Origin of the sequence: Streptomyces sp. NPDC007945 (assembly GCF_042958885.1) — a bacterium.
Classification (GTDB): domain Bacteria; phylum Actinomycetota; class Actinomycetes; order Streptomycetales; family Streptomycetaceae; genus Streptomyces.
On the sequence record NZ_JBIBJV010000001.1, the window covers coordinates 1,103,570 to 1,127,477 of the forward strand.

The following is a 23,908-nucleotide window of genomic DNA, read 5'->3' on the forward strand; positions in this document are numbered from 1 at the left end:
CCGGGACGGGCCCCGTGCCCCGCCCCGGACGCGCCGGCCGGTCCTACAGGTTGCCGCGCTTGTCCTGCTCGCGCTCGATGGCCTCGAAGAGGGCCTTGAAGTTGCCCTTGCCGAAGCCCATGGAGCCGTGGCGCTCGATCATCTCGAAGAAGACGGTCGGGCGGTCCTGGACCGGCTTGGTGAAGATCTGGAGCAGGTAGCCGTCCTCGTCGCGGTCGGCGAGGATCTTCAGCTCGCGCAGCTCGTCGATCGGCACGCGGGTGTCGCCGACCCACTCGCCGAGGGTGTCGTAGTAGGCGTCCGGGACGGACAGGAACTCGACGCCGGCGGCGCGCATCGAGCGCACGGTGGCGACGATGTCGTTGGTGGCGAGGGCGATGTGCTGGACGCCGGGGCCGTTGTAGAACTCGAGGTACTCGTCGATCTGCGACTTCTTCTTCGCGATCGCCGGCTCGTTGATCGGGAACTTCACCTTCTTGGTGCCGTCCGCGACCACCTTCGACATGAGGGCGGAGTACTCGGTGGCGATGTCGTCGCCCACGAACTCCTTCATGTTGGTGAAGCCCATGACGTCGTTGTAGAACGTCACCCACTCGTTCATCTTCCCGAGCTCGACGTTGCCGACGCAGTGGTCGATCGCCTGGAAGGTGCGCTTGGCCGGCGGCTCCACGATCGGGGCGGCAGCGGTGTACCCGGGGAGGTACGGGCCGGTGTAGGCCGAGCGCTCGACGAGGGTGTGGCGGGTCTGGCCGTAGGTGGCGATGGCGGCGAGGACGACGGTGCCGTGCTCGTCCTTCAGCTCGTACGGCTCCACCAGGCCGGTGGCGCCCTGCGCGACGGCGTGGGCGTACGCGGCGCGGGCGTCGGGGACCTCGATGGCCAGGTCGATCACGCCGTCGCCGTGCTCGGCGACGTGCGCGTCGAGGAAGCGGCCCCAGTCGCTGCTCGCCTTGATGACGGAGGTGAACACGAAACGGGCGGCGCCGTTGGTGAGGACGTAACTGGCGGTCTCCCGGCTGCCGTTCTCCGGTCCGGAGTAGGCGACCAGCTTCATGCCGAAGGCGGTGGAGTAGTAGTGCGCGGCCTGCTTGGCGTTGCCCACGGCGAAGACGACCGCGTCCATGCCCTTCACCGGGAAGGGGTCGGCCTCGCGCGCGGTGGAAGGGGTGTGGTCAAGGGTCTCAGTCATGGGGTCAGCGTCCCGCCGACCTGCAAGGTGCGCAATAGTTCGCAGTTGGGGTGGGCAAGATGTACAGCGCCACGCGAGTATGGCCGGGCGACTTGTACATCGTGACCACTCGGAGGGCGTCGTGGCGATCGATCATTTGGACGGGCGGCTGATCGTGCTCCTGGCGAGGGAGCCGCGCATCGGCGTCCTGGAGGCGTCGCGGCGGCTCGGCGTGGCCCGGGGCACCGTCCAGGCCCGCCTCGACCGCCTCCAGGCGAGCGGGGTGATCCGCGGCTTCGGCCCCCAGGTGGACCCGGCGGCGCTCGGCTACCCGGTGACGGCCTTCGCGACCCTGGAGATCAAGCAGGGCCAGGGCGCGGACGTCCGGGAGCACCTGGCGACGGTGCCGGAGGTCCTCGAACTGCACACCACGACGGGCCACGGGGACATGCTGTGCCGGCTGGTGGCGCGGTCGAACGCGGACCTCCAGCGGGTGATCGACAAGGTGGTCGCCTTCGAGGGGATCGTGCGGGCGTCGACGGCCATCGTGATGGAGAACGCGGTGCCGCTGCGGATCATCCCGCTGGTGGAGCAGGCGGCGGGCGGTGAGCCGGAGCAGCGGGGACGAAGGGGTTGATGCAAAGAAACCCTTGCAACGCTTTCTTTGCATCTCTACGCTCAGGGCATGCCCGAGCCCGAAGAGGCCGCGAAGGCCCCGCCCGAGCACGTCACCCGCGCGCTCGACCCGCGCTCCCTGCGCGGCCTCGCCCACCCGCTCCGCCTGCGGCTCCTCCGCACCCTGCGCCAGTACGGCCCCGCCACCGCGTCCCGGCTCGCCGAACGCCTCGGCGAGTCCAGCGGCGCCACCAGCTACCACCTGCGCCAGCTCGCCGCGCACGGCTTCGTCGAGGACGACCCGAGCCTCGGGAAGGGGCGGGAGCGGTGGTGGAGGGCCGCGCAGGAGGGCATCAGCTGGGACGACTCCCTGGTCGGGAACGCCGACCCCGAGGTGCGGGGCGCCGCCGACCTCCTCCTGCACGAGGTCGCGACCAACCACACCCAGGAACTGTCCACCTGGATCGCCACCCGGCACGAGTGGCCCGCCTGGGCCGGCGCCTCCGACATGAGCGACTTCACCCTGCGGCTGCCGCCCGCCGCCGCGCGCGAGCTCGGGGAGCGCCTGCACGCCCTGATCGACGAGTACCGGCACGTGCCCGAGGCCACCGCGCCGAACGCGGAGCGCGTACGGCTCCACCTGCACGCGTTCCCCCAGCGGGAGGAGTGAGCCGGGGGCGGCCGGAGTGAGCGGGCGGAGCGGTCCGGGGCCGGCGCGGGGCCGCTGCGCGCGGCCCACTCCCCCCGTCCCTGGACCCGCACCAGCCACGAACCGACCACCACGGAAGGGACCGCGAGACACGTGCGTGCCACCGGGAACAAGACCAGCAAGCGCCCCCTCGTCACCGTCCTCGCGGCCAACGCCATCTCCATCGCGGGGAATTCGCTCACCCTCATCGGCGTGCCGTGGTTCGCCCTGGAGACCACGGGCAGCCCCGGCAAGGCCGGGTTCGTCGCGTTCTGCGCGGCGCTCCCGGTGGTCCTCTCCGCGGTGGCGGGCGGGCCGCTCGTGGACCGGATCGGGCGGCGGCGGGTCAGCGTCGCGTCCGACCTGGTGTGCGGGCTCGCGCTCGCCGCGATCCCCCTGCTGCACCACACCGGACACCTCACCTACGGGCTGCTCTGCGCGCTGATGGCGGTCAACGGCCTCTTCCACGCCCCCGGCGAGACCGCCCGCCACGTCCTGGTGCCGCATCTCGCGGAGCGGGCCGGGACCCCGCTCGCCCGGGCCGCGAGCCTGTACGACGCGGTGTCGCGCGGAGCCAGGATGGGCGGCGCCGCGCTCGCGGGCGTCCTGGTGGCGACGGCCGGCGCCGAGACCGTCCTCCTGTTCGACGCGGGGACCTTCACGGTCTCCGCGCTGCTCGTCGCGCACGGGCTGCGCGGCGTACCGGCGGCCGAGCCTCGGCGCGACGGGCCCCGCCTCTCGGCGGAGCGCTATCGGACCGACCTGCGCGAGGGGTACGCCTACCTCTTCGGCGACCGGCTGATGCTCGGCATCACGCTCCTGGTGATGGTCACCAACGGACTCTCCCTGAGCTGGAGTTCGGTGCTGCTGCCGCTGCACGCCCGGGAACACCTGGGCGGGCCGGCCGCCCAGGGCCTGCTGGTCGCCGTCTTCGCGGGGTGCGCGCTCGCCGCGGCGCTGCTCTACGGGGCCGTGGGACACCGCTTCCCGCGCCGGGCGGTCTTCACCACCGGCTTCCTCCTGACCGGCGCCCCGCTGTTCGTGGTCGCGGCGACGACGGAGACGGTCGCCCCACTGCTCGTGACGGCGGTGGTGGCCGGTCTGGGGGCCGGGGTGCTCAACCCGGTGCTGACGACCGTGATGTACGAGCGGGTGCCGGAGGCGCTGCGGACCCGGGTCGCCGCGGCGTCCACGGCCGGGGTGCTGATGGCGACGCCGCTGGGCGGGCTGGTGACGGGTCTCGTGGTGGAGGCGGCGGGGCTGACGGCGACCCTGCTGGGGGTCGCCGCGCTCTACTTCCTGGTGACGCTCGCCCCGGCGGTCTTCCCCACGTGGCGTGCCATGGACGAGGTCTCCGTCAGCAGCTCGGGACCTTCGACTCCTGGCCCTGCCCGAGTGCCCGCAGCGAGTCCACCGCGTCGGTGAGCGCGGTGACGGGCACGAGCCGCATGCCGTCCGGGAGTTCGGCCCGCGCGTCGGAGCACTCGTCCTTGGGGACCAGGAAGACGGTGGCGCCGTCGCGGGAGGCGGCCTGCGTCTTGAGGGAGACGCCGCCGACCGCCCCGACCTTCCCGTCCGGCGCGATCGTGCCCGTACCGGCGACGACCCTGCCGCCGGTGAGCTGGCCACCGTCGCCGTCGCCGTCGAGCTTGTCGACGACGCCGAGGGCGAAGAGCAGGCCGGCGCTGGGGCCGCCGACGTCGGCGAGGTGCAGCTCCACCTTCACCTTCGCCGGGTCGAGCTCCAGGTACCTCAGGGCGGCCATGGCGGCGGCGTCCTGGGACTCCTTCATCTGCCCGATGTTCCGCTTCTCGATCTCCGCGTCGGACTTGCCCGGCGGGTAGACGGAGTCGTGCGGGAGCACCGCGCGGTCGGTGCGGAACCAGGCGTCGGCGACGTCCCCGAAGTCGATGTCCGTGCCGGGGCCGGTGGCGAGGATCGTCGTCATCCGCAGCTGCCCCGTGGTGGGCCGGACGGGGGCGCCGGTGATCGTGATGATCTCCCGGCCCCGGTCCCTGCCGAGGACGTCGGCGGTGCTGCCGGGCTGGGCGATCGCGAACGGCAGCGGCGCGAGCCCCGCCACGGCGACCAGCGCGACGACGGGCACGGCGCACGCCGCGAGCACACGGGACCGGGGCATACGGGAGAGACGCGAGAGCACGCGTCCAATCTACTGGGCCGGGCTCAGCGGCGGGCGCCGCCCGCCTCCCGGCCGGGGACACCGCGCCGCTCCCGGCCGGAAGCGCCCCGCAGCTCCCGGCCGAAGAAGCGGCGCAGCTCGTGGCGGACGGCCGCGAAGGAGTCCGCCGCGTCGCCCGGGCCGACGAGCCCGTCCCGTACGGCGTCCGGCACGAGCCCGGCGGCGTGCAGCCGGGGGACGATCGCCGCGTGATCGGTGAGGACCCAGTGGTTCGCGGCCCGCAGGGTGCGGCGCCGGGCCCGCAGGCCCGCCCAGGAGCGTTCGATCCGGTCGGCGCCCTCGAAGCCGTCGGTGCGGAGCAGGAGCAGCGGCCGGTCCCCCGGCCAGGGCTCCACGTCGAGATAGCCCTCCAGGTTCGCCACGGCCCGGATCCGGGGGTCGCGGGCGGCGAGCAGGGCGGCGGCGGTGCCACCGGCGGAGTGCCCGGCGATCCCGGTCCCGCACGGGTCCATGACGGCGGCGTGCGGCAGCTCGGCGAGCCGGTCGAGGACGAGCCGGAGGTCGGCGACGCGGGTGTCGACCATGGTGCGGAAGGTCTCCGGGTCCGGCGGCCCGTGGAGCACGGTCTCCCGGACCGTGCCGTCGGGCAGCTCCACCTGACTCGCCTCGCCGGGGTGGTCGACGAGGACGACGACCGCCCCGTGGCTCGCCAGGTCCTCGGCGAGGCCGGTGCCGAGGGTGCGGGCGTCGCCGCCGCCGGGCGTGTACAGCACGACCGGCCGGCGGCCCGGCAGCGGCGGCGCGCCGGCGTGCGCGTGGGTGAGCGTCCCGGCCCAGTCGACGCCGGTGGCGGGAAGCCCCCGCGCCATCGGGGCGAGCTCCCCGAACACGGCCGCCTCGCCGGGCGTGAGCTGCGGGGCCCGGGAGAACCCGGCGACGCTCCGGGCCGGGTACACGACCCCGACGACGACCTGCCGGGCTCCGAGCGCCGGATCCCACGGGTCGGTGCGCGCCGGGTCGGTGAACGCGTGCCGGACGACACCGACGGCGTACGGCCCGGTCGGCGCGGGCAGCACGGGCATGAGCCCGGCCGAGGCCCGCGCCGGGAGGGCGGACAGGCCGGCGGAGGCGGCGCCGAGGAACGCGGCGCCGAGGACGGTCCGGCGGGAGGGGGCGGTCCGGCGGGAGGGGACGGGGAGCGGGAAGGTGTCGTTCATGCGGGCATGCTGCTTCCCGTCCACGCCCGGGGACGAGCCTTTCGGCGGGGGCCTAAAGGCTCGTCCGGGGACGGTGGCGCGGACGGGGGCGTCTGTCGGACCGGGAGGTCCGTCCGGACCAGAACGTCCGTCCGCCCGGAGGGGAACGTCTGCCCGGGCGGGTGGCGGACGATGAGGGCCGCGCACGGTGGGAGGTGCGGGACGGTGAGAGCCGTGGACGGTGAGGGGCGCCCACGGTGACAGCCGTAAGCGGTGAGGGGGCGGAGTGCGGGTCCACTTCTCGGTGGAGGACTGGGGGCGGTTGCGGTACGCGCCGCGGCCCTCTCCCGTGCCCGAGCTGCACGCGGCGCTGCTGATGCTCGGCGCGCCGCACGAGGCGCTGCTGTTCGGGCGGTGGCGGGCGAGGACGGCCCGGGCCCTGTCGGCCGCGGCGGGGCCGCTCGCGGACCTGGTGCCGGGTGGTTCCGCGCCGGTGTTCCTGGACGTGCTGGGCGAGACCCGGCAAGAAGGGTTCGCGGAGATGCGGGCGGCCCCTCCGGAGCTCGTACGGTCCGAGCTGGAGCGGGTGTACGCGGGTCACGGCGGCCCGGCTCCGGCGTGGGTGCGGTCGCTGCACGCGGGCGGACCGGAGGGCTGGCGGACGCTCGCGGGCGCGCAGCGGGCGGCGTACGAGGCGGTCCTGGCGCCGGTGTGGGGGCTGGTGCAGGACCTGCACCGGGCGGAGTTCGCCCGGCACGCGGTGGCGCTCGCGGAAGGCGGGCCCGGGGCGGCGCTGACGGCCCTCGCGCCGGGCTCGGTCCTCCAGGGCGGGGTGTGGACCTGGCCGGCCGGGTCCGGGAGCCGGGAGGTGCGGCTCGGGGGGCGGGGGCTGGTCCTGCTGCCGACCTTCCACTGGCGGGGCGCGCCGCTGGTGCAGGACCGGCCGGGCCGACCGGTCGTGATCGCCTATCCGGCGGGCCCGGGGCTGCCTCCCGTACCGGCGGAGGCCCCTGGCGGGTCGCGGGAGCCGCTGGCGGGCGTCCTGGGCCCGACGAGGGCGGCGCTGCTGCGCGCCCTGCCCGGGCCGCGGACGACGACGGAACTGGCCCGGGCCCTGGGGGTGTCGGCGGCCACCGTCTCCGGCCACACGGCGGCGCTCCGCGAGGCCGGCCTGTTGACCACCGTCCGGACGGGCCGCTCGGTGCACCACGCCCGCGCAGCGGTCGCGGAGCTGCTCCTCAGGTAGGGCCGTGCGGGCCCGTACACGCGCCGCAGGGGTACCCGTGGTGCGTACGGGTACCCCCGCGGCGGATGCGGGCGGGGCGGCGGGCACTGGCGCGGGGGCACCCGTGGTGCCTACGGGTCCCCTTCGGCAGCCGGGCGTGGGCAGCGGGCACCAGCGCGGCGGTACCCCTGGCGCGTACGGGTACCCCCTCGGCAGAAGCGGGCGCGGGCGCGGGCTAGCGCAGCGCGTCCGCCACTTCCCGGGCCGCGTCGACGACGCGGGGGCCGACGCGCTCCGGCACGGCGTCCGCGAGCATGACGACGCCGACGCTGCCCTCGATGCCGGTGACGCCGACGAGCGGCGCCGCCGCCCCGCTCGCCCCGGCCTCCAGCTCGCCGTGGGTGAGGGTGAAGCCGGGTTCGATGAGGGTGCCCTGGCGGGCGGCGAGGATGGCGCGGCCCGCCGCGCCGCGGTCCAGCGGGTGGCGGAAGCCTGCCCGGTAGGCCACGTGGTAGTCCGTCCAGGTGGGCTCGACGACGGCGACGGCGAGCGCCTCCGCCCCGTCGACGAGCGTGAGGTGCGCGGTCGCGCCGATGTCCTCGGCGAGCGAGCGCAGGGCGGGCAGGGCCGCCTCCCGCACCAGCGGATGCACCTGGCGGCCGAGGCGCAGCACGCCGAGGCCGACACGGGCCCGCCCGCCGAGGTCGCGGCGGACGAGGGCGTGCTGCTCCAGGGTGGCGAGCAGGCGGTAGACCACGGTCCGGTTGACGCCGAGTTTGTTGGACAACTCGGTGACGGTCAGGCCGTGGTCGGTGTCGGCGAGCAGTTTGAGGACTCTGAGTCCCCGGTCGAGCGTCTGGGAGGTCTCCGCGGTCACGACGCCCTCTCCTTCGGAAAGTGAGTGGCGGCGGCTCCCACGGGGTTCGCGGCGCCGGTCCCGTCGGCGACGCACGTCAGAGGCCGCCGGCAGGAAGGGGTACACCGGCTGCGCTCCGCGGCGGCGCTGCCACGGGGCGGTTGCTTTGTGCCGGGACAGTAGCGACCCGCTCCGCTCAGCGGAAGACCTCGTCCAGAATCCGGGCGCGGGCGACCGGATGCGGACGGTTCAGGACCTTCGTCGGCCCTCCTCGGGACTTTGGCTGACAAGGACGGCTATGTCGTGCACGTAGCGTGGAGGGTGCCGGACGGCCGTCCGTGGGGGCCGGCCCCGGTGCCGTCCCGCCGTGCGCGGGACGCCGGAGAGGCCCGTACGACCGCCGTCGTACGGGCCTCTCTCACCTCGGAGGACCGGGGTCACCGCATCCGGGTGGCCCACTCCTGGACCTTCTTGATCCGTTCGCGGATCTGGCCGGCGGTGGCCTCGGCGCTCGGCGGGCCGCCGCAGACGCGCCGCAGCTCGGTGTGGATCACGCCGTGCGGCTTGCCGCTCTGGTGGACGTACGCGCCGACCATGGTGTTGAGCTGCTTCCGCAGCTCCAGGAGCTCCTTGTGGGAAACGACGGGCCGCCGCTCGGCCGGAAGCTCCAACAGGTCGGCCTCGGTGTCCGGCTTCTTGCGGCTGTGCGCGATCTGCCGGGCCTGCCGCTTCTGGAGGAGGAGCTGCACCTGGTCGGGTTCGAGGAGGCCGGGGATGCCGAGGTAGTCCTGCTCCTCCTCGCTGCCGGGGTGGGCCTGCATGCCGAACTCGGCGGCGTTGTAGAGGACGCGGTCGAAGACGGCGTCGGACTCCAGCGCCTCGAAGGGCAGCATGTCCTGCTCGCCGGTCTCCTCGTCCTGCTGCTTCTCCGCCTCCGCCAGCTCCTTCTCGGACTCGGCGTACGGGTCCTCGTCCTCGCCCGCCTTCTTCGGCTTGTCGAGGACGTGGTCGCGCTCGACCTCCATCTCGCTGGCGAAGCCGAGGAGGCTGGGGATGGTCGGAAGGAACACGGAGGCGGTCTCGCCTCGCCTGCGGGATCGCACGAAACGGCCGACGGCCTGCGCGAAGAACAGCGGCGTCGAGATCGTCGTCGCGTACACGCCGACGGCGAGGCGGGGCACGTCGACGCCCTCGGACACCATGCGGACGGCGACCATCCAGCGGTCGGTGGACTCGCTGAACTCGTCGATGCGCGCGGAGGCGGCCGCCTCGTCGGAGAGGACGAGGGTGGCCCTGGTGCCGGTGATCTCGCGGATCAGCTTGGCGTAGGCGCGGGCCGAGTCCTGGTCGGAGGCGATGACGAGGCCGCCCGCGTCCGGGATGGACTTCCGCACCTCGGTGAGGCGCTGGTCGGCGGCGCGCAGCACGTTCGGCATCCAGTCGCCGCGCGGGTCGAGCGCGGTGCGCCAGGCCTGCGAGACGGCGTCCTTGGTCATCGGCTCGCCGAGCCGGGCGGCGATCTCGTCGCCGGCCTTGGTGCGCCAGCGCATGTTGCCGCTGTAGGAGAGGAAGATGACCGGCCGGACGACGCCGTCGCCGAGCGCGTTCCCGTACCCGTAGGTGTAGTCGGCGGAGGAGCGGCGGATGCCGTCGTTCCCCTCCTCGTACGTCACGAAGGGGATCGGGTTCGTGTCCGAGCGGAAGGGCGTGCCGGTGAGGGCGAGCCGGCGGGCGGCCGGGTCGAACGCCTCCAGGCAGGCCTCGCCCCAGGACTTCGAGTCACCGGCGTGGTGGATCTCGTCGAGGATGACGAGGGTCTTGCGCTGCTCGCAGCGGTTGCGGTGGAGCATGGGCCGCACGCCGACACCGGCGTAGGTGAGGGCGACGCCGTCGTACTCCTTGCTGAGCGGCCCGGCGCTGTACTCCGGGTCCAGCTTGATCCCTATCCGCGCCGCGGCCGCCGCCCACTGCTTCTTCAGGTGCTCGGTGGGGGCGACGACGGTGATCTGCTGCACCACGTGGTGGTGCAGCAGCCAGGACGCGAGGGTCAGGGCGAAGGTGGTCTTGCCGGCGCCGGGCGTGGCGACGGCGAGGAAGTCACGGGGCTGTTCCTGGATGTACTTCTCCATCGCGCCCTGCTGCCAGGCTCGCAGCTTGTTGGCGGTGCCCCAGGGGGCACGGCCGGGGAAGGCGGGAGAGAGGTGATGAGAGGAGGTGGCGGTGGTGGTAGTCACGATCTCCGGTCACGGTTCGACGCTCGTCCAGACGCTCGTCCAGATATGACAACCGGGCCACCTTACCGGCGGGCCCACCGGAACCTCGATCGAACACGGGTCGGCCGACGCGCTGACCTCGGGCCGTGCGGTGAGCGTCACATCCGCCCCACGGCCCGGCCCCGGCTCAGCGGGCGAACCTCGGGAGCTGGGCGGCGATCTTGGGCACGTCGAGGGCGCCCTGGCAGACGTCCAGGACGAACGCCTCGGCCTCGTCCACGTCGAAGTCCGCGTCGAGCGGGTGCCCGTTCAGGTGCAGGAAGACCCAGGTCGCGTACCAGGCGATGCGCTTGTTGCCGTCCACGAGGCCGTGGTTGCGGGCCAGCGACTCCATGAGCGCGGCGGCCTTCTGCCACACGTCGGGGTACGCGTCCTGCCCGAAGACGCTGGACCGCGGGCGGGCCAGGGCGGAGTCGAGCAGGCCGTAGTCCCGCACCTCGTCCGCGCCCAGCCGGCCCGCGAGCTTCAGCAGCTCGGGCAGGGTGAGGTAGTACGTCACGCGAGCCTCCGGTTCAGCTCCTCACTGACCTTCAGCACGTGCTCCGCCGCCTCGTCGAAGAGGCGCGCGTGCTCGTTCACGGCCCGGATCACGGCGTCGTGGGCGAAGGACTGCATGCTGCGCCCCTCGGCCTCCGCCCGCTCCCGCAGCGCGTCCAGCTCTTCCTCGGTGAACCTGACATTCAGACCGGCCATACCTCACGGTACCGCGCGGTACCACACGGTGTCATGCGCTCTCCGACGCCGCCCGCAGCCGCGTCGCCACCCACGCCCCCACCAGCGCGACCCCCGCCATCGGCAGGAAGACCACGGCGAAGGCGGCGGGGTGCGAGGCCCCCGAGGCGGTGGAGGAGACGGCGTGGCCGACCGCCCCGCCGCCGAGGGCGGCGAAGGCCGCGCCGCCACCGGTGAGCAGCAGCACGTTCGACAGGCCGTCGGAGATCTGGAGCGCGGCGGAGTTGGCGCCCGCCTCCTCCGGCGGCGACAGCTTCATCAGCAGCACGCTCGTCGACGCGATCACCAGGCCCATGCCGAGGCAGCCGAAGCCCCAGGCGGTCGCGACCACGCCCACCGGCACGGCGGGCAGCAGCACGCTCGGCACGGCGGCGATGGCGAGGGCGACGAGCAGCATCCCGAGCACGACGAGCCGTTCCCGGTACGGCTCCGTCCACGGCCGCGACTGGATCCAGGATCCAAGCGCCCAGGTCAGGCCGCCCAGGGCCAGCGACAGCCCGGCCAGCGTGGGGCTGACCCCGCGCTGCGTGACGAGCATCAGCGGCACGAAGGACTCCGCCGCGATGAACGACCCGGCCGCCACGCCCCGCAGCAGCACCACGGCCGGCAGCCCGCGCGCCGCCCGCACCGTGCCGCGCGGCAGCAGCCCCCGCACGGCCGGCACCAGGAGCGCCACACCCGCGGCGGCGGGCAGCAGCGACAGCCAGCGCGGCTCCTGCCCCGCGTACTGGAGCAGCGCGGCGCCCGCCGATATCGCCAGCGCCAGCAGGACCCGGCGCCGGTCCCAGGGCGCGCGCGGCGCCGACGGGTCGGCGGGCCCGGAGGCGGTCCGCCGGATCGCCGGCAACGCGAGCGCCAGCGGCAGCACCACGAGGAGGGGGATCCCGACGAAGACCCACCGCCACCCCAGGCGCTCGGTGATCGTCCCCGAGACCAGCGGCCCGACCACCGACGGCACGACCCAGCTCGCGGCGAAGGCCGCCATGATCGCGGGCCGCAGGCGCTCCTCGTACGCCCGGCTGACGACCACGTACAACGCGACGATCACCAACCCGCCGCCCAGCCCCTGCACGGCCCGCCCGAGGATGAACACCCACATCGCGGTCGCCGTCCCGGACAGCAGCAGCCCCGCCGCGAAGGCGCTGATCCCCGCCGTCACCGGCACCAGGGGCCCGTTCCGGTCCGACCACTGCCCGGCGACGACCATGCCGAAGAGGCTGGTCGTGAAGTACGCGGAGAACGCGAAGGCGTACACCGACACCCCGTCCAGCTCCCGCGCCGCCACCGGCATCGCCGTCCCCACGGCCGTCGCCTCGAACGCGATGAGCAGCACGACGGACACGATGCCGACACTGAGCGCCCGATGGGCGGCGTCGAGGACGGAGCCCTGCGGGGCCTCGGCGGACGAGGGTTCGACGGCGGTCCCGGCATCACGGGGTTCGAGGGCACTCATGGGCCCCAGGGTAAGGGCCGTCCCCACCCCTGACCCCTGTCGCGCGCAGGATCCCGGCGTCCCCCTTTGGTCCTACGCCTCCTTCCGCGTCCGTACGCCCCTGCGCGCCGTCGAAGTCCGGATCGTTGCGGACGGTCGGGCCCTCGGCCACCGGATGGCGGACTTCCACCGTCCGTCGGCCTCGTCCTTCAACCGCGTAACCCACCGGCCGTCGGCAGCGAAGCCCTACGGGGTGGGCAACGGCTTCACCACGGGGGTCCCCTTGAGGGGGTCGCCCGCACAGCCGAGGGCGTCGGTGGCCCGTCCCGCCAGGATGTAGAGGAGTTCGATCTGCCGCTGCTTCGCCTCGGCGTCGTCCCGCCTCTCCGAGTTCAGCGTGTTGGACAGTTCGGCCCGGAACACCGCTTTACGGGAGGCGTCGTCGAGCTCACCCGGCAACCGGCAGGTCACGAAGAGCTTGGAGAGCCAGTAGGTCGACTCGACGCGGACACCGTTGACGTCGTAGCGGGTGATCTCCTCCGCGGGCACTCTGGTCCAGCCCGGGTCGTCAGGAGAGGTCCAGGAGAACTGGATGCTCACACCCTTCGCCTCCTGCTTGGGCCGGGGATCGTATTTGCACGTATAGACGGGTGTCGTGTGCCCCCCCGGCTTCATTTCGCGCAGCCCCACTCCGAGCCTCTGCACCAGCCTTTCGGTCGGCACGTGAAAGATTGTGATGAACCGATCAGACCGGAGCGTCCGCTGTACCGCCTTCTCACCGTCCGAGCCTTCGTCCATGCCGCAGAGATAATTCGAGGACGGCGACGGGGCGGACTCGGACGCGCAGGACACAGCCAGCACGGAAAGGGCAAGCAGTCCGACACAGCGCATGCGCATGTCAGCCAGCCTTCGGTGGCTGAAGATGCGCCCTGGCTGCCTCCCTGCCGCTCGTGAAGGCGTCATTGGCCTCGTCTTGCGCTGTTTTGAAGGCGTTGCCGGTCTCCACGTGCTCACGCTCGCCCCATTTCATGATCATGTCGTTCAGACCGTCCGAGCCTCTGGCATAGGCCCCGCTGCCCTCCCGCCTGGCCGTCTCCTCGGCATCGTCCTTGACGCTCTCTTGCCATTCGAATCCGATCGTGTCGACGAGCGAACTGGCCGCCGAACCCACCAACGGAATCTCTCCGACGACTCCGTTGACGCCGTTGACGGAGTACGTGGCGGTCTCTTCGGCCCACTTCTCCCTGTCATCCTGCTTGTCGACATAGACGTCGGCACCGATCCCGTTCAGCGCGCCCATGGCGTTGCCGATGCCACTGGCCCGAACGTTCCAGTCCGCGCTGTCGTCATGCAGGCTTCCGGAAAATCGCGGGGCGTCGTTCAGTATCGATGCCGCGTAGGTCCGCTCGGTGTCGTACAGCAGGGAGAACGCGGGGGCATCGTCCGCCACACCGCGCATGACTCGTACGAGGCTGCCCTGTCCCACCGCGATATGCGCCCGGTCTCCTGAACCGTGGATCGAGTCGCTTCCCCCGACACCGCCGTAGTTCATGTCCTGGCCGCCGAGGATCTCGTGCGTGTCCGCCACATAGTCGGCCATCGCCTGGGCCAGTGGCCGGCGCAGGTTCTCCAGGTGTTCCGGGAACTCGTCGCCGCCCATCTCGCTGTCGAGCAGCCGGATGGTGTCGTGCATCACGCGCGCCTGGCCCTCGGTGTGCGGGCCGGGCGGGCCGAGCTTCTCGCCGGGGGCGTGCCCCGTGGCCGCGGCTTGGACGGCCGCGCCCAGGCCTTCCGCCTTGGGTGCGCCCTCGAGGTTCCACTCGCGCTCGGAGAGCAGGTACGCGAGGTGGTCGTTCTTGTTCCCCTCGGCGGCCGGATCGAGGAAGTACTCGGCCGACTTCGGGTCCTCGCTCATGGTCTTGAGCAGTGCGTCCAGCGGATCGGCCACCAGGTTCGGGCGCTCGGGGTCATCGTCGTGCGCCCAGTCCACGTGCTCCCGCTCGGCGTCGATGATGCCGTGGCCCACGTCGTTGAGGAACTGCTTTCCGTAGCCTTCGCCGTTCTCCATCAGCGTCGTGAGGATCTGGTACCCGTGGACCGGGTTGTCGCCGCCCAGCGATTCGTCGCCGACGTTGTCGAGCTCCTGCATGAAGGGCCTGTAGGCGTAGCTGTTCGGATCCTTGGTGCCCGACACGAGCGTCGTGGCGAGGCTCGTGGTGATGGATTCGTAGAGCTTCTTGTCGGCTGCGGAGACGTCGCCGTCGTGGGCCGCCCTGTTCATCTGGTCGGCGAGTCGCAACGTCCCCTCCGCGCCCAGGCCGTACAGGTATCCCTCGCTGAAGCGCTTGTCGTCGGCGTTCTGGCTCAGCAGCTCCTGGTAGTGCCGGAGTTCTTCGGGGGATGCCTTCCCCGCGCGGACCTTCTCCGTGAGGGCCAGTGCCTCCACCGCCTCGACGTCGCCGACCGGCCTCGGGTTGAACCCGAACGGCCAGCTCGCGTCCGCGCCCGAGGCGTTCAGCAGAGCGCGCTTCACGTCCTCGTCCCACTCGTTGACCGCCTTCACCGCGTTCGTGATGGCGCGGGTGTGGGAGTCCTCGACGTTCGGGAGGTCCGGGTCGTGGCGGACGGTCTTCGCCGTGGCCGCGTCGACCTTGCTGAAGTCGTAGCTCGCGACGCCGCTCTCCGAGACCTTCATCCCCGCGTCGACGGCGTCCGCGACCGCCGACTTGACCGCCGACTTGAGTTCGACGAACCCGGCGTGCGCGTCACGAAGGAGTGACTCCATGGCGCGCGCTTCCTTCTGCGCCGAGTCGTATTCGCTGCGCGTCACCACGAAGGGCTGGATGGAGGCCGTGGCGCTCTCCCCGCTCCACCCGCCTCCTGTCGAGACGCTCTGGACCTCTTTCGCGAAGATGTCCTCCAGAGTCTTGAACTTGGCCGCCATGCTCTTCCAGCCGTCCGCGGCACCAGTGAGGGCGGAGAAGTCCATTTCCATGATCTGCTGATAGCTCGGCACGGGGCCCGCCCTACCGTTCCAGGCCCGAGAGACCGGAGTGCACGGAGCGGACCGTCAGGCCGGCCGTCGCGTCGGTTCCCGTCAGCGTGCTGACCGCGCCCCGCAAGCCCACCTTGTGCGAACTCAGCCGCCCCATCAGGTGCTTCACCTGGTCGTCCCACTTTTCGTGAGCCTTCTTGAGGCCCACGGCCGTGTCCCAGCCCGCGAAGGATCTGACAGCCGCGGCCGTCGGCCCGTCGGCGACGTCGGCCGCCTTCCGCGTACCCGGCTCCAGCGTGGTCTCGATGGTGTTGGCCGCCTTTTTCTTCTTCTCGGGCACGCTTCCCAGGACACCGGCCCCACCGGCACCGCCGGGAGTCCCGGCGGCTCCGGCGACTTGGTTCAGCCGCGTCTGCGTCGACTGTCGCTCAGCGGCTTCGGCCTTGAGCCGTTCCCACTCCTGCCAGGCCATCACGTACCCCCGTCCGTCACCAAGGCACCGGAGTTTACGCACGCACACGGGAACGCACAGACGTGCGTGTCGAAAACCGGCCAGGCGTCGACAACCAGGCCACCTCCTCCCACCAGGCGCCTTCTCCTGCGCGCATAAACGTTTACTCCTGCTATCGGCCACGCACCTCCGCGTCGAGTCCATCAAGTCCGCCGCCGGTTCTGTGAACGGCGTGTGGCGGCGGCATTGCAGTCCCGTGGCACGGTCCCGTTCTCCCTTGAGCCCCTCCCCCGGGGCGCCTAACGTCGTCGTTGTCGCCACACCGAAATGACCGTGTGCCCGAGTGGTTCAGGGGCTCGTCTGCAAAGCGAGTGACGTCGGTTCGAATCCGACCACGGTCTCCAGAAGCGGAGCCCCGCGCCCGTCCCGACGGGCGCGGGGCTCCGTCCGCCCGAGGCCGGGCATGCCGGGGGACCGCTTCACAGGCCCCGCTCCCGTGTGTCACAGTCCGCCGCATGGATGATCGAGTCAGACGCAGGGTGGGCATCCTCGTGGGTGTCGGGCTGGCCGGGGGGCTGCTTCCCGGGGTCACGATGGGGGCGGAGACGGTCGACGTCCTGCTCTCCGTGATGATCACGACGATGGTGCTGGTGGTGCTCACCCAGCTCGTGTTCATCGGGCCTTCGGGGCGGGTTCCGGCGCGGATGCTGCTCGTGTTCGCGGGGCTGGGGTTTCTTCAGGACGCGCTGATCTGGTGGTTGCTGTCCTGGCTGGCGCCGAAGATCTCGGCGATGCACGTCGAGGGCTGGGGGACGATCCTGCTGGCCGCGCTCCTCACGCGCACGGCGATGGTCGTCGCCTCTCAGCTGACCTCGCGGACGGAGATCGCGGCGGACTGACGGCGGTTCCTCGCGCGCGGCACCGGCGGGGAGACCGTCCCGCGGGGCGTGGCGCCGCCGGGAGCACGAAGGAGCGCGCACGGGTACGGCCGCTGGGGGCGCCGGTGTCCCGGCCGGAGGGACGAAACGACGGCGACCAACCGAAGGCCACCAACCGGCGGCGACCGACCGAGGCGAGCGGCGGAGGTCCGGCGTACCGCTGCCCGAGGTCGGCACGCGCGGACCACCCGCCTGAGGTTCGACTCCCGGGTCAGCCCCTGAGCGCCCCTGTCACGTCACGGCCCGGAACTACGCGGGCGCCGCCACCGCCGCCTGGGGGCGGATCGGGAGGCGGTTGACCGGGCGGCCGGTGGCCGCGCGGACGGCCGCCGCGACCGCCGCCGGGGAGGTGACGACGGGGACCGCGCTGGCCGCCTTCGCGCCGAAGGGGGCGACGACGTCGCGCTCCTCCACCAGTTTGACGATCCGGATGTCGGGGGCGTCCAGGGAGGTCGGCAGGGCGTAGCCGGTGAGGTCGGGGTGGCGGACCAGGCCCCGGGCGGTGCGCAGGTTCTCGGTGAGGGCCGCGCCGACGCCCTGGGTGACGCCGGCCTCGATGCGGGTGGCGAGCTGGGCGGGGTTGAGGATCCGGCCGACGTCCTGGGCGACGGCCATCTCCACGACGCGGACGGCGCCGAGTTCGATGTCGACGTCCACGACGGCGCGGATCGCGCAGAAGGCGAGGCCCACGAACGCGTCGCCCTGACCGGAGTCGTCCAGCGGCTCGGTGGGGTGCGGGCGGCACTGGGCGGTGGCCCAGAGCTCCTTGCCGTTCATCTCCTCGGCGACGGTGGTCGAGAGGACGCCGTCGTACGAGGTGATCTTGCCGTCGCTGATCTGGAGCAGCTCCGTCGACATGCCGAACTTGTGGGCCAGCGGCTGGAGGAGCTGGGTGCGGACCATCTTGGCCGCGCGTTCGACGGCGCCGCCGGAGACCCAGGTGTGCCGGCCGTGGGTGGCCGCGCCGGCCGGGGGCTGGTCGGTGTCGACGGGGGCGACGTGGACCTCGTCGACGCCGAGGGTCTCCTGGACGATCTGGCGGGCGAGGGTGGAGAAGCCCGAACCGGTGTCCACGGCCGAGCAGATGACCGTCGCGACGCCGTCGAGGACCCGGACGGTGGCCGTCGAGACCTCGTCGGTGCCCTCGGCGCCGAGCATGTGCACCATGCCGAGCGCGTAGCCCACGCCCCGCCGCACGGCGCCGGGTTCACCCGCGCCCTCGGGGCCGCCGGGCAGCAGCCAGTCCTCCTCCGGGGTGTCCTTGGGGAGCGCGGGCAGCGGGAAGTCCCGTACGGCGGCGAGGAGTTCGGCGACGGGCGCCGGGCAGGTGACGGTCTGCCCGGTGGGCAGCAGGTCGCCGGTGGCCATGACGTTCCGCATGCGCAGTTCGGCCGGGTCGATGCCGAGGCGGCCGGCGAGCTTGTCCATCTGCGCCTCGTACGCGGCGCACACCTGCATCGCGCCCTCGCCGCGCACGTGGCCGGAGGGCGGGTTGTTGGTGCGGACGGCCCAGCCCTCGACGAAGGCGTGCGGGACGACGTACGGGCCGCAGGCGAAGGCGACGGCGGCGGCGAGGGACTCGGACGAGGAGTCGGCGTAGGCGCCGGCGTCGAGGAGGATCTGCGCCTCCACCTTCACCAGGCGGCCCTCGGCGTCGGCGTGGTGGCGGTAGCGCAGCAGGGTGGGGTGCCGGTGGGCGTGGCCGAGGAAGGACTCCTCGCGGGTGGCGGTGAGCTTCACCGGGCAGCCGGTGCGCAGCGCGAGCAGGCCGAGCGGAATCTGGAAGCCGGGGTCCTCGCGGTCGCCGGTGGCGCCGGGCACACCGGTGACGACGACCTTGACCTGGTCGGGGGTGAGACCGAAGCAGGCGGCGGCGAGGTCGCGGTCGGTGTGCGGGTCGGTGGAGGCGGTGTAGAGCTCGACGCCGCCGTCGGGGCGGGGGACGGCGAGTCCGGCCTCGGCGCCGATGGGGGCGGGGTCCTGGCGGCCGACCCGGTAGAGGCCCTCGACGACGATCTCGCCGGTGGCCTCGGGGTCGCCGAAGCGGAGCGGGATGTGCCGGATCAGGTTGCCGTCGGGGTGGAGGGGTTCGGCGGCGAAGGCCTTCTCCGGGTCGGTGACGGGCTCCAGGAGCTCGTACTCGACGACGATGGCGGCGGTCGCGAGCCGGGCGGTGTCCGGGTGGTCGGCGGCGATGGCGGCGATCGCCTCGCCGTGGTGGCGGACGAGTCCGTCGGCGAAGACGGGCCGGTCGGCGACGCGTCGGCCGTAGGTGGCCGCGCCGGGCACGTCGGCGGCCGTCACCACGGCCCGGACGCCGGGCATGGCCTCGGCGGCGGAGGTGTCGACCGAGACGATCCGGGCGTGGGCGTGCGGGGAGCGCAGGATCGCGGCCCACAGCAGGCCCTCGGCCCACAGGTCGGCGGCGTACGGGAAGGTGCCCTCGGCCTTGGCCCGCGCGTCGGCCTGCGGGAGGGAGGCGCCGAGCCCCTGGCGCGGCGGCTCGGCCTCCGGAGCGGCCCCGGCGGCCTCCGCGAAGGGCAGGGTGGGGATGGCGGTCGTCGCGTCGCTGCTCACGCCGAGCCTCCGTCGTGCTGGTGCGGGATACGGGCGGAGGCGTCGTCCTCGCCCGCGGGGGCGTGCTCGGCGGCGGAGGCGGCGCGCTCGGCGACGACGTCCTCGACGGCCTGGAGCACGCCCTTGTAGCCGGAGCAGCGGCAGAGGTTGCCGGCGAGGGCCTGGCGGGCCTCCAGCGGGGTGGGGGCGTGGTTGCCTTCGAGCAGGTCGTGCACGGTCATGCACATGCCCGGGATGCAGAAGCCGCACTGGACGGTGCCGCAGCGGGAGAGCGCCCGCTGCACGTCGGACGGCTCGCCGTCGACCGCGAGGCCCTCGACGGTCCGCACCTCGGACCCGGCGGCGGTCGCGGCCGGCACCAGGCAGGAGGCGACGAGCCGCCCGTCCACCTGGACGTTGCACGCCCCGCACTCGCCCTGCGAGCAGCCGTCCTTGGCCCCGGCGAGACCGAGCCGCTCGCGGAGCACGTAGAGCAGCGACTCGCCGATCCAGGAGTCGGTGACGGGCCGGTCGGCGCCGTTGACCCGCAGCACGTAGGAGGTGTGCGGGTGCTCGTCGCTGTCGACGGAGGTGTACGAGGGCACCGCCGCGTCCGGTACGGGCGCGGCCGCCTCGACGACCGCCGCCGCCTGCGCCACGGCCGCCTCGACGCCCTCGGACGCGGGCGCGTCGACCGGGCCCGGGGCGGCCTCGGGGCCCGACTCCGGCTCCAACGCGGGCGCGGGCGCGGCGCCTTCGACGAGCTCGGGCTCCGGCTCGGCCTCGGGCGCCGGCACGGGTCCGACCTCGGCCGCGGGCCCGGCCTCGGAGACGCCCTCCGGCCCCGCCCCGGACACGGGCCCGGCCTCGAGCCCGGCCTCGGGCGTGGACCCGAGTCCGGGCACCGCCTCGGACACGGGCTCCGCCGCCGCGTCCGGCACCGCCCACGGCGCCGGGGCGCCGCCCGGCAGGGTCGCCGGGGCCTGGCCGTACGAGACGGCCTCGGACACGCCCGGTTCGCCCGGGAAGTCCCGGACGCCCGGGAAGCCCTGGACGTCCTGGACGCCCTCCGACCGGAACTCCCCCGGCTCGTCGGCCGGAAACTCGTGGACCGCTTCCGCCGGGAACCCCTGAAACCCCTCCGCCGGAAACGCGTGGACCCCCTCTGCCGGGTACTCCCGAACCCCGTCGGCCGGAAACTCCCGGCCCCCGTCGGCGGGGAACGCCCGGCCCCCTTCCGCCGGGGACCCCTGAAGCCCCTCCGCCGGGAACTCCTCAAGCCCCTCCGCGGGGAACGCCCCGACCGCTTCCCCGGAGAACTCCTGAAGTCCCTCCGAGGGGAACCCCTCGCGCCCCTCCACCGGGAACTCCTGGGCCCCCTCCGCGGAGAACCCCTCACGGCCCCCCGCCGGGAACTCCTGGCCCCCTTCCGCGAGGAACCCCTCGCGCCCCTCCGCAGGGTTCGTCCACTGACCCGTCCCGCCGAAATGCCACTCGGCCGTCGCGTGCGGGTCGTGGCCCATGTACGGCCGGGCGACCGGCGCGCCGGCGCCGTCCTCGCCGTACCCGTGCGGCAGCGACTCCGGCCGCTGCTCCGACTCGGGCGCGAAGAACTCGACGCCCTCCGCGGGCGGCTGCGCCAGCGGCTGGAGCGGCAGGATCATCGGCGGCGTGTAACCGTGGCCCGGGGCCTCCAGGGGGATCCCGTCCAGCATGAACTCCGGCGGCAGCTGCACGAAGGCGGTCGCGCCCTCGTCGTACCCCTCGCTCTGCGGGATCGGCTCCCAGCCGCCCGGCGCGGCGGGTGCCACGGTCTCGTTCGGCTCGTTGTTGCCGGTGTTCACGACAGGGCCCTCCCCAGTGCCCGGCGGGCGAGAGTGGCGACGGTGCGCCGGAGGTGCAGGACGGCGGGCGGCAGCTGTTCCCCGCCCGGCGGATCGGGGACGCAGGCGGCGGCCACGTACTCGCCGAAGGCGGTCAGCGCCTCCGGGGCGAGCGCCCGGTCGTTGTCCCAGTCGATCAGGGAGGCGATCCAGCGCTCGGCCTCCAGCGGGCGCAGCGGCATCGGGGCGACCGCGCCGACGGCGCAGCGGACGCCGCGCCGTGCCGGGTCGAGGACGACGGCGACGGAGGCGGAGGCGCGGGCCGGGCCGGTGCGGCCGGTGGCCTTGAGGAACACCTGCGGCGCGTGCAGCAGCGGCACCCGGACGAAGGCGACGAGCTCGCCGGGGGCGAGGAGGTCGCGGCCGGCGAGGAGGTGGGAGACGGGGATCTCGCGGCTGCCGAGCGGGCCGACGACGACGAGGTCGGCCTCCAGGGCGGCGAGCACGGGCAGCGAGTCGCCGGTGGGGGCGGCCGTGACGACGTTGCCGCCGAGGGTGCCGGCGTTGCGGATCTGGGGCGGTCCGGCCGCGCGGGAGGCGGCGGCGAGGGCCGGGATGAGGGCGGCGAAGTCGGGGCGGCCCATGCGGGCGTGCGTGAGGCCGGCGCCGAGGAGGGCGTGGCCGTCCTGGTACTGCCAGCCGCGGATCTCGTTGATGCGGCCGAGGCCGACGAGTCCGGCGGGGCGGAGCTGACCGCGGTTGACGGCGGCCATGAGGTCGGTGCCGCCGGCGACGGGGACGGCCGCCGGCATGGCGGTCAGCGCGGCCACGGCCTCGTCGAGCGAGGCGGGCAGCGTCACGGACTGCGCCGTCTGTGGTGCGTGCGTGGTCAACCCGCTGCCCCTTCCCGGTTGTCCCGGTCCGTCCCCGACTGTGCCCGGCCGCCGCGCGTGCGAGCGGGCGCACGGCGCGCCTGTGTGTGGGCGTACCGTACGTGCTCACAGGCCGGACGTGGCAACTCTGGCACATCTTCCGAGCCGTCCGGAGCGAGGGGCCGCGCGGGACCCTCCGCCCGGGACACCCCGCACGCCCGGGTTGTCCGCAGACGTCCCCGGGCGCGCCGGACGCCCCGACAGAGAAGGTAACTCCCGTTTCGCCGCTCCCGGGTGACCCCGGGGAGCGAGCTGGCTCACACGATCGGGGGCGGTCCGTCGATCGGGCGGCCGAGCAGACCGGGGCGGCGCTGCCAGGGGGCGGGCCCGGTGGGCGGGCGGTAGGCGACGCCGAGGGCGTCGAGGCGCCGGTAGTGGGTCTCCATGCGGCGCAGGAAGCCGGCCGTGTCGCGTTCGCCGGGGGCGGGCAGCGCGGACCAGGCGACCTCGGCGAAGGCGGCGAGGCGGGGGAAGACCTGGTAGTCGACGCGGTCGCGGTCCTCCATCACCTCGGTCCACACGTTGGCCTGGGTGCCGAGGACGTGGCGGGCGGCCGCCTCGGAGAGGCCGGGCGGGACGGGTTCGAAGCGGTACACGTCCTCCAGGGTGCGGACGAAGCCGATCGGCACGGGCTCGTCGGCGCCGCCGTCCTGCCGGTGGTCGAGGTAGACCTGCTGCTCGGGGCACATGACGACGTCGTGACCGGCCTCGGCGGCGGCGATCCCGCCGCCGTAGCCGCGCCAGGACGACACGGCCGCGCCGTCCGCGAGGCCGCCCTCCAGGATCTCGTCCCAGCCGATGAGGCGGCGGCCCCGGTCGGCGAGCCAGCGGTCGAAGTGGCGGATGAACCAGGACTGGAGCCCGTTCTCGTCGCCGACCCCGAGCTCCGCGACGCGGGCCTGCGCGGCCGGGGACTCCTTCCACTGGTCCTTGGGGCACTCGTCGCCGCCGACGTGCACGAAGGTCGACGGGAACAGCTCCAGGACCTCCTCGAAGACGCCCTCGTAGAAACGGAGAACGTCCTCGGTGGGAGCGAGGACGTTCGGGTTGACGCCCCAGGTGTCCCAGACGGTGAGGGCGGCGGTGTCGACGACGTCGGTGTTGCCGAGCCAGGGGTACGCCGCGATGGCGGCCTGCGAGTGGCCGGGGAGGTCGATCTCCGGGACGACGGTGATGTGCCGCTCGGCGGCGTAGGCGACGATCTCGCGGATGTCGTCCCGCGTGTAGTGGCCGCCATGCGGGGTGTCGTCCCAGAGCGGCGAGGCGCGGTGGCCGCGCTTGGAGCGGGCCCGCCAGGCACCGACCTCGGTGAGGCGCGGGTACCGCGCGATCTCGATGCGCCAGCCCTGGTCGTCGGTGAGGTGGAAGTGGAAGACGTTCAGCTTGTGCGCGGCCATCAGGTCGAGCAGCCGCAGCACGTCCTCCTTGGCGGTGAAGTGCCGGGCGACGTCGAGGAGGAGGCCGCGCCAGCCGAAGCGGGGGCGGTCGGTGACGGTCAGGTACGGCAGGTCCCAGTCGACGCCGGGGCGGACGGGGGCCCGGCGGTACGCGTCGGGGCCGAGGAGCTGGCGCAGGGTCTGGGCGCCCCAGAAGAGTCCGGCGGGGCCGCCGCCGTCGAGGGTGACGCCGTCGCCGGTGACGGAGAGCCGGTAGCCCTCGGGTCCGTGCTCCTCCTCCGTCCCGGGGGAGATCCGGAGCCGGACGGCGCCGGGGCCGGAGCCGTCGGGGAGGGGCAGACCGGTGGCGGCGCCGAGCGTGGAGCGCAGCCATCGGGCGGTGGGCCCGGTGCCGGGGCCCGCGTCGAGGGCGGTCCGCTCGTCGAGCGTGAGCCGGCCCTCGTGGGCGACGGCCGTCAGAGGTGCGGGAATCAGATCCGTGTCCGTCATCG

20 protein-coding genes and 1 tRNA gene are annotated in these 23,908 nt (G+C 73.6%); 6 read left to right on the plus strand and 15 right to left on the minus strand.

The features are described from left to right. Window positions 1–43 precede the first annotated feature (43 nt). Window positions 44–1,189, minus strand: coding sequence for a 4-hydroxyphenylpyruvate dioxygenase (gene hppD, locus ACFZCF_RS05035; RefSeq protein WP_388441543.1), 1,146 nt, complete (start codon window positions 1,187–1,189; stop codon window positions 44–46). Window positions 1,190–1,310: 121 nt separating this feature from the next. Here hppD and ACFZCF_RS05040 point away from each other — a divergent pair, with 121 nt between their 5' ends. The 3 genes from ACFZCF_RS05040 to ACFZCF_RS05050 are packed head-to-tail and all read left to right on the plus strand — an operon-like array spanning window position 1,311 to window position 3,896. Next, complete coding sequence (locus ACFZCF_RS05040) at window positions 1,311–1,805, plus strand: Lrp/AsnC family transcriptional regulator (protein ID WP_388441546.1); 495 nt, start codon at window positions 1,311–1,313, stop codon at window positions 1,803–1,805. Window positions 1,806–1,853: 48 nt separating this feature from the next. Beyond that, window positions 1,854–2,453 (plus strand): helix-turn-helix domain-containing protein, encoded by a 600-nt coding sequence (locus ACFZCF_RS05045; RefSeq protein ID WP_391284668.1) that lies wholly within the window; start codon window positions 1,854–1,856, stop codon window positions 2,451–2,453. A 54-nt stretch (window positions 2,454–2,507) separates the two neighbouring features. After that, window positions 2,508–3,896 (plus strand): MFS transporter, encoded by a 1,389-nt coding sequence (locus ACFZCF_RS05050; RefSeq protein WP_391284796.1) that lies wholly within the window; start codon window positions 2,508–2,510, stop codon window positions 3,894–3,896. On the opposite strand, the gene ACFZCF_RS05055 is transcribed toward ACFZCF_RS05050, so the two are convergent. Together ACFZCF_RS05055 and ACFZCF_RS05060 are read right to left on the minus strand one after the other, a co-directional pair. After that, window positions 3,829–4,611 (minus strand): S16 family serine protease, encoded by a 783-nt coding sequence (locus ACFZCF_RS05055; RefSeq protein ID WP_391284797.1) that lies wholly within the window; start codon window positions 4,609–4,611, stop codon window positions 3,829–3,831. The two genes, ACFZCF_RS05050 and ACFZCF_RS05055, sit on opposite strands and share 68 nt — an antisense overlap. A 44-nt stretch (window positions 4,612–4,655) precedes the next feature. Continuing rightward, window positions 4,656–5,828 carry an acetylhydrolase gene (locus ACFZCF_RS05060; RefSeq protein WP_391284670.1) on the minus strand — a complete coding sequence of 391 codons (1,173 nt, stop codon included), beginning with the start codon at window positions 5,826–5,828 and terminating at the stop codon, window positions 4,656–4,658. 265 nt (window positions 5,829–6,093) lie between these two features. Between ACFZCF_RS05060 and ACFZCF_RS05065 the strand changes: the two genes are divergently transcribed. Continuing rightward, entirely contained in the window at window positions 6,094–7,053 is a 960-nt protein-coding gene (locus ACFZCF_RS05065) for a helix-turn-helix domain-containing protein (RefSeq protein WP_391284671.1), read from the plus strand. Between the two features lie 214 nt (window positions 7,054–7,267). Here ACFZCF_RS05065 and ACFZCF_RS05070 read toward each other — a convergent pair whose 3' ends face one another. The 8 genes from ACFZCF_RS05070 to ACFZCF_RS05105 all read right to left on the minus strand — a co-directional run bounded on the left by ACFZCF_RS05070 (window position 7,268) and on the right by ACFZCF_RS05105 (window position 15,792). Continuing rightward, window positions 7,268–7,909: an IclR family transcriptional regulator gene (locus ACFZCF_RS05070; RefSeq protein ID WP_169084335.1), complete on the minus strand. Its 642-nt coding sequence runs from the start codon at window positions 7,907–7,909 to the stop codon at window positions 7,268–7,270. 416 nt (window positions 7,910–8,325) lie between these two features. After that, entirely contained in the window at window positions 8,326–10,122 is a 1,797-nt protein-coding gene (locus tag ACFZCF_RS05075) for a DEAD/DEAH box helicase family protein (protein WP_391284674.1), read from the minus strand. A 166-nt stretch (window positions 10,123–10,288) separates the two neighbouring features. Further along, window positions 10,289–10,660, minus strand: coding sequence for a type II toxin-antitoxin system death-on-curing family toxin (locus ACFZCF_RS05080; protein WP_388441562.1), 372 nt, complete (start codon window positions 10,658–10,660; stop codon window positions 10,289–10,291). Then, the gene (locus ACFZCF_RS05085) at window positions 10,657–10,854 is read right to left on the minus strand and encodes an Arc family DNA-binding protein (RefSeq protein WP_388441565.1); all 198 of its coding nucleotides are present in this window, start codon (window positions 10,852–10,854) and stop codon (window positions 10,657–10,659) included. The genes ACFZCF_RS05080 and ACFZCF_RS05085 overlap by 4 nt, the downstream gene beginning before the upstream one ends. 31 nt (window positions 10,855–10,885) lie before the next feature. Beyond that, window positions 10,886–12,346, minus strand: a complete 1,461-nt coding sequence (locus ACFZCF_RS05090; RefSeq protein ID WP_388441568.1) for an MFS transporter — start codon at window positions 12,344–12,346, stop codon at window positions 10,886–10,888. A 225-nt stretch (window positions 12,347–12,571) separates the two neighbouring features. Then, the gene (locus ACFZCF_RS05095; RefSeq protein WP_388441571.1) at window positions 12,572–12,925 is read right to left on the minus strand and encodes a hypothetical protein; all 354 of its coding nucleotides are present in this window, start codon (window positions 12,923–12,925) and stop codon (window positions 12,572–12,574) included. 298 nt (window positions 12,926–13,223) lie between these two features. Then, on the minus strand, window positions 13,224–15,341 hold the full coding sequence (locus tag ACFZCF_RS05100) for a hypothetical protein (protein WP_391284677.1): 2,118 nt from the start codon (window positions 15,339–15,341) through the stop codon (window positions 13,224–13,226). Window positions 15,342–15,351: 10 nt separating this feature from the next. Then, the gene (locus ACFZCF_RS05105; protein ID WP_391284680.1) at window positions 15,352–15,792 is read right to left on the minus strand and encodes a hypothetical protein; all 441 of its coding nucleotides are present in this window, start codon (window positions 15,790–15,792) and stop codon (window positions 15,352–15,354) included. A gap of 308 nt (window positions 15,793–16,100) precedes the next feature. Between ACFZCF_RS05105 and ACFZCF_RS05110 the strand changes: the two genes are divergently transcribed. Together ACFZCF_RS05110 and ACFZCF_RS05115 are read left to right on the plus strand one after the other, a co-directional pair. Next, window positions 16,101–16,175 (plus strand) — tRNA-Cys (locus ACFZCF_RS05110). 111 nt (window positions 16,176–16,286) lie between these two features. Next, entirely contained in the window at window positions 16,287–16,670 is a 384-nt protein-coding gene (locus ACFZCF_RS05115; protein WP_391284682.1) for a hypothetical protein, read from the plus strand. 288 nt (window positions 16,671–16,958) lie between these two features. On the opposite strand, the gene ACFZCF_RS05120 is transcribed toward ACFZCF_RS05115, so the two are convergent. The 4 genes from ACFZCF_RS05120 to ACFZCF_RS05135 form a co-directional block, all read right to left on the minus strand. Next, a complete protein-coding gene (locus ACFZCF_RS05120) occupies window positions 16,959–19,286 on the minus strand; it encodes a xanthine dehydrogenase family protein molybdopterin-binding subunit (protein ID WP_388441583.1) in 2,328 nt (775 codons plus the stop codon). After that, window positions 19,283–21,109: a 2Fe-2S iron-sulfur cluster-binding protein gene (locus ACFZCF_RS05125; protein WP_391284684.1), complete on the minus strand. Its 1,827-nt coding sequence runs from the start codon at window positions 21,107–21,109 to the stop codon at window positions 19,283–19,285. The genes ACFZCF_RS05120 and ACFZCF_RS05125 overlap by 4 nt, the downstream gene beginning before the upstream one ends. Then, complete coding sequence (locus ACFZCF_RS05130; RefSeq protein WP_388441589.1) at window positions 21,106–21,981, minus strand: FAD binding domain-containing protein; 876 nt, start codon at window positions 21,979–21,981, stop codon at window positions 21,106–21,108. Before ACFZCF_RS05130 ends, ACFZCF_RS05125 begins: the two co-directional genes overlap by 4 nt. A gap of 296 nt (window positions 21,982–22,277) precedes the next feature. Then, the gene (locus tag ACFZCF_RS05135; protein WP_391284687.1) at window positions 22,278–23,906 is read right to left on the minus strand and encodes a family 20 glycosylhydrolase; all 1,629 of its coding nucleotides are present in this window, start codon (window positions 23,904–23,906) and stop codon (window positions 22,278–22,280) included. Window positions 23,907–23,908: the final 2 nt, after the last annotated feature.

What these genes read in the sequence shown, in the direction of transcription:
- hppD (WP_388441543.1), bottom strand. Translation starts at nt 1,189, where the DNA reads ATGACTGAGACCCTTGACCACACCCCTTCCACCGCGCGCGAGGCCGAC.
- ACFZCF_RS05045 (WP_391284668.1), top strand. Translation starts at nt 1,854, where the DNA reads ATGCCCGAGCCCGAAGAGGCCGCGAAGGCCCCGCCCGAGCACGTCACC.
- ACFZCF_RS05055 (WP_391284797.1), bottom strand. Translation starts at nt 4,611, where the DNA reads ATGCCCCGGTCCCGTGTGCTCGCGGCGTGCGCCGTGCCCGTCGTCGCG.
- ACFZCF_RS05060 (WP_391284670.1), bottom strand. Translation starts at nt 5,828, where the DNA reads ATGAACGACACCTTCCCGCTCCCCGTCCCCTCCCGCCGGACCGCCCCC.
- ACFZCF_RS05085 (WP_388441565.1), bottom strand. Translation starts at nt 10,854, where the DNA reads ATGGCCGGTCTGAATGTCAGGTTCACCGAGGAAGAGCTGGACGCGCTG.
- ACFZCF_RS05090 (WP_388441568.1), bottom strand. Translation starts at nt 12,346, where the DNA reads ATGAGTGCCCTCGAACCCCGTGATGCCGGGACCGCCGTCGAACCCTCG.
- ACFZCF_RS05105 (WP_391284680.1), bottom strand. Translation starts at nt 15,792, where the DNA reads ATGGCCTGGCAGGAGTGGGAACGGCTCAAGGCCGAAGCCGCTGAGCGA.
- ACFZCF_RS05115 (WP_391284682.1), top strand. Translation starts at nt 16,287, where the DNA reads ATGGATGATCGAGTCAGACGCAGGGTGGGCATCCTCGTGGGTGTCGGG.
- ACFZCF_RS05135 (WP_391284687.1), bottom strand. Translation starts at nt 23,906, where the DNA reads ATGACGGACACGGATCTGATTCCCGCACCTCTGACGGCCGTCGCCCAC.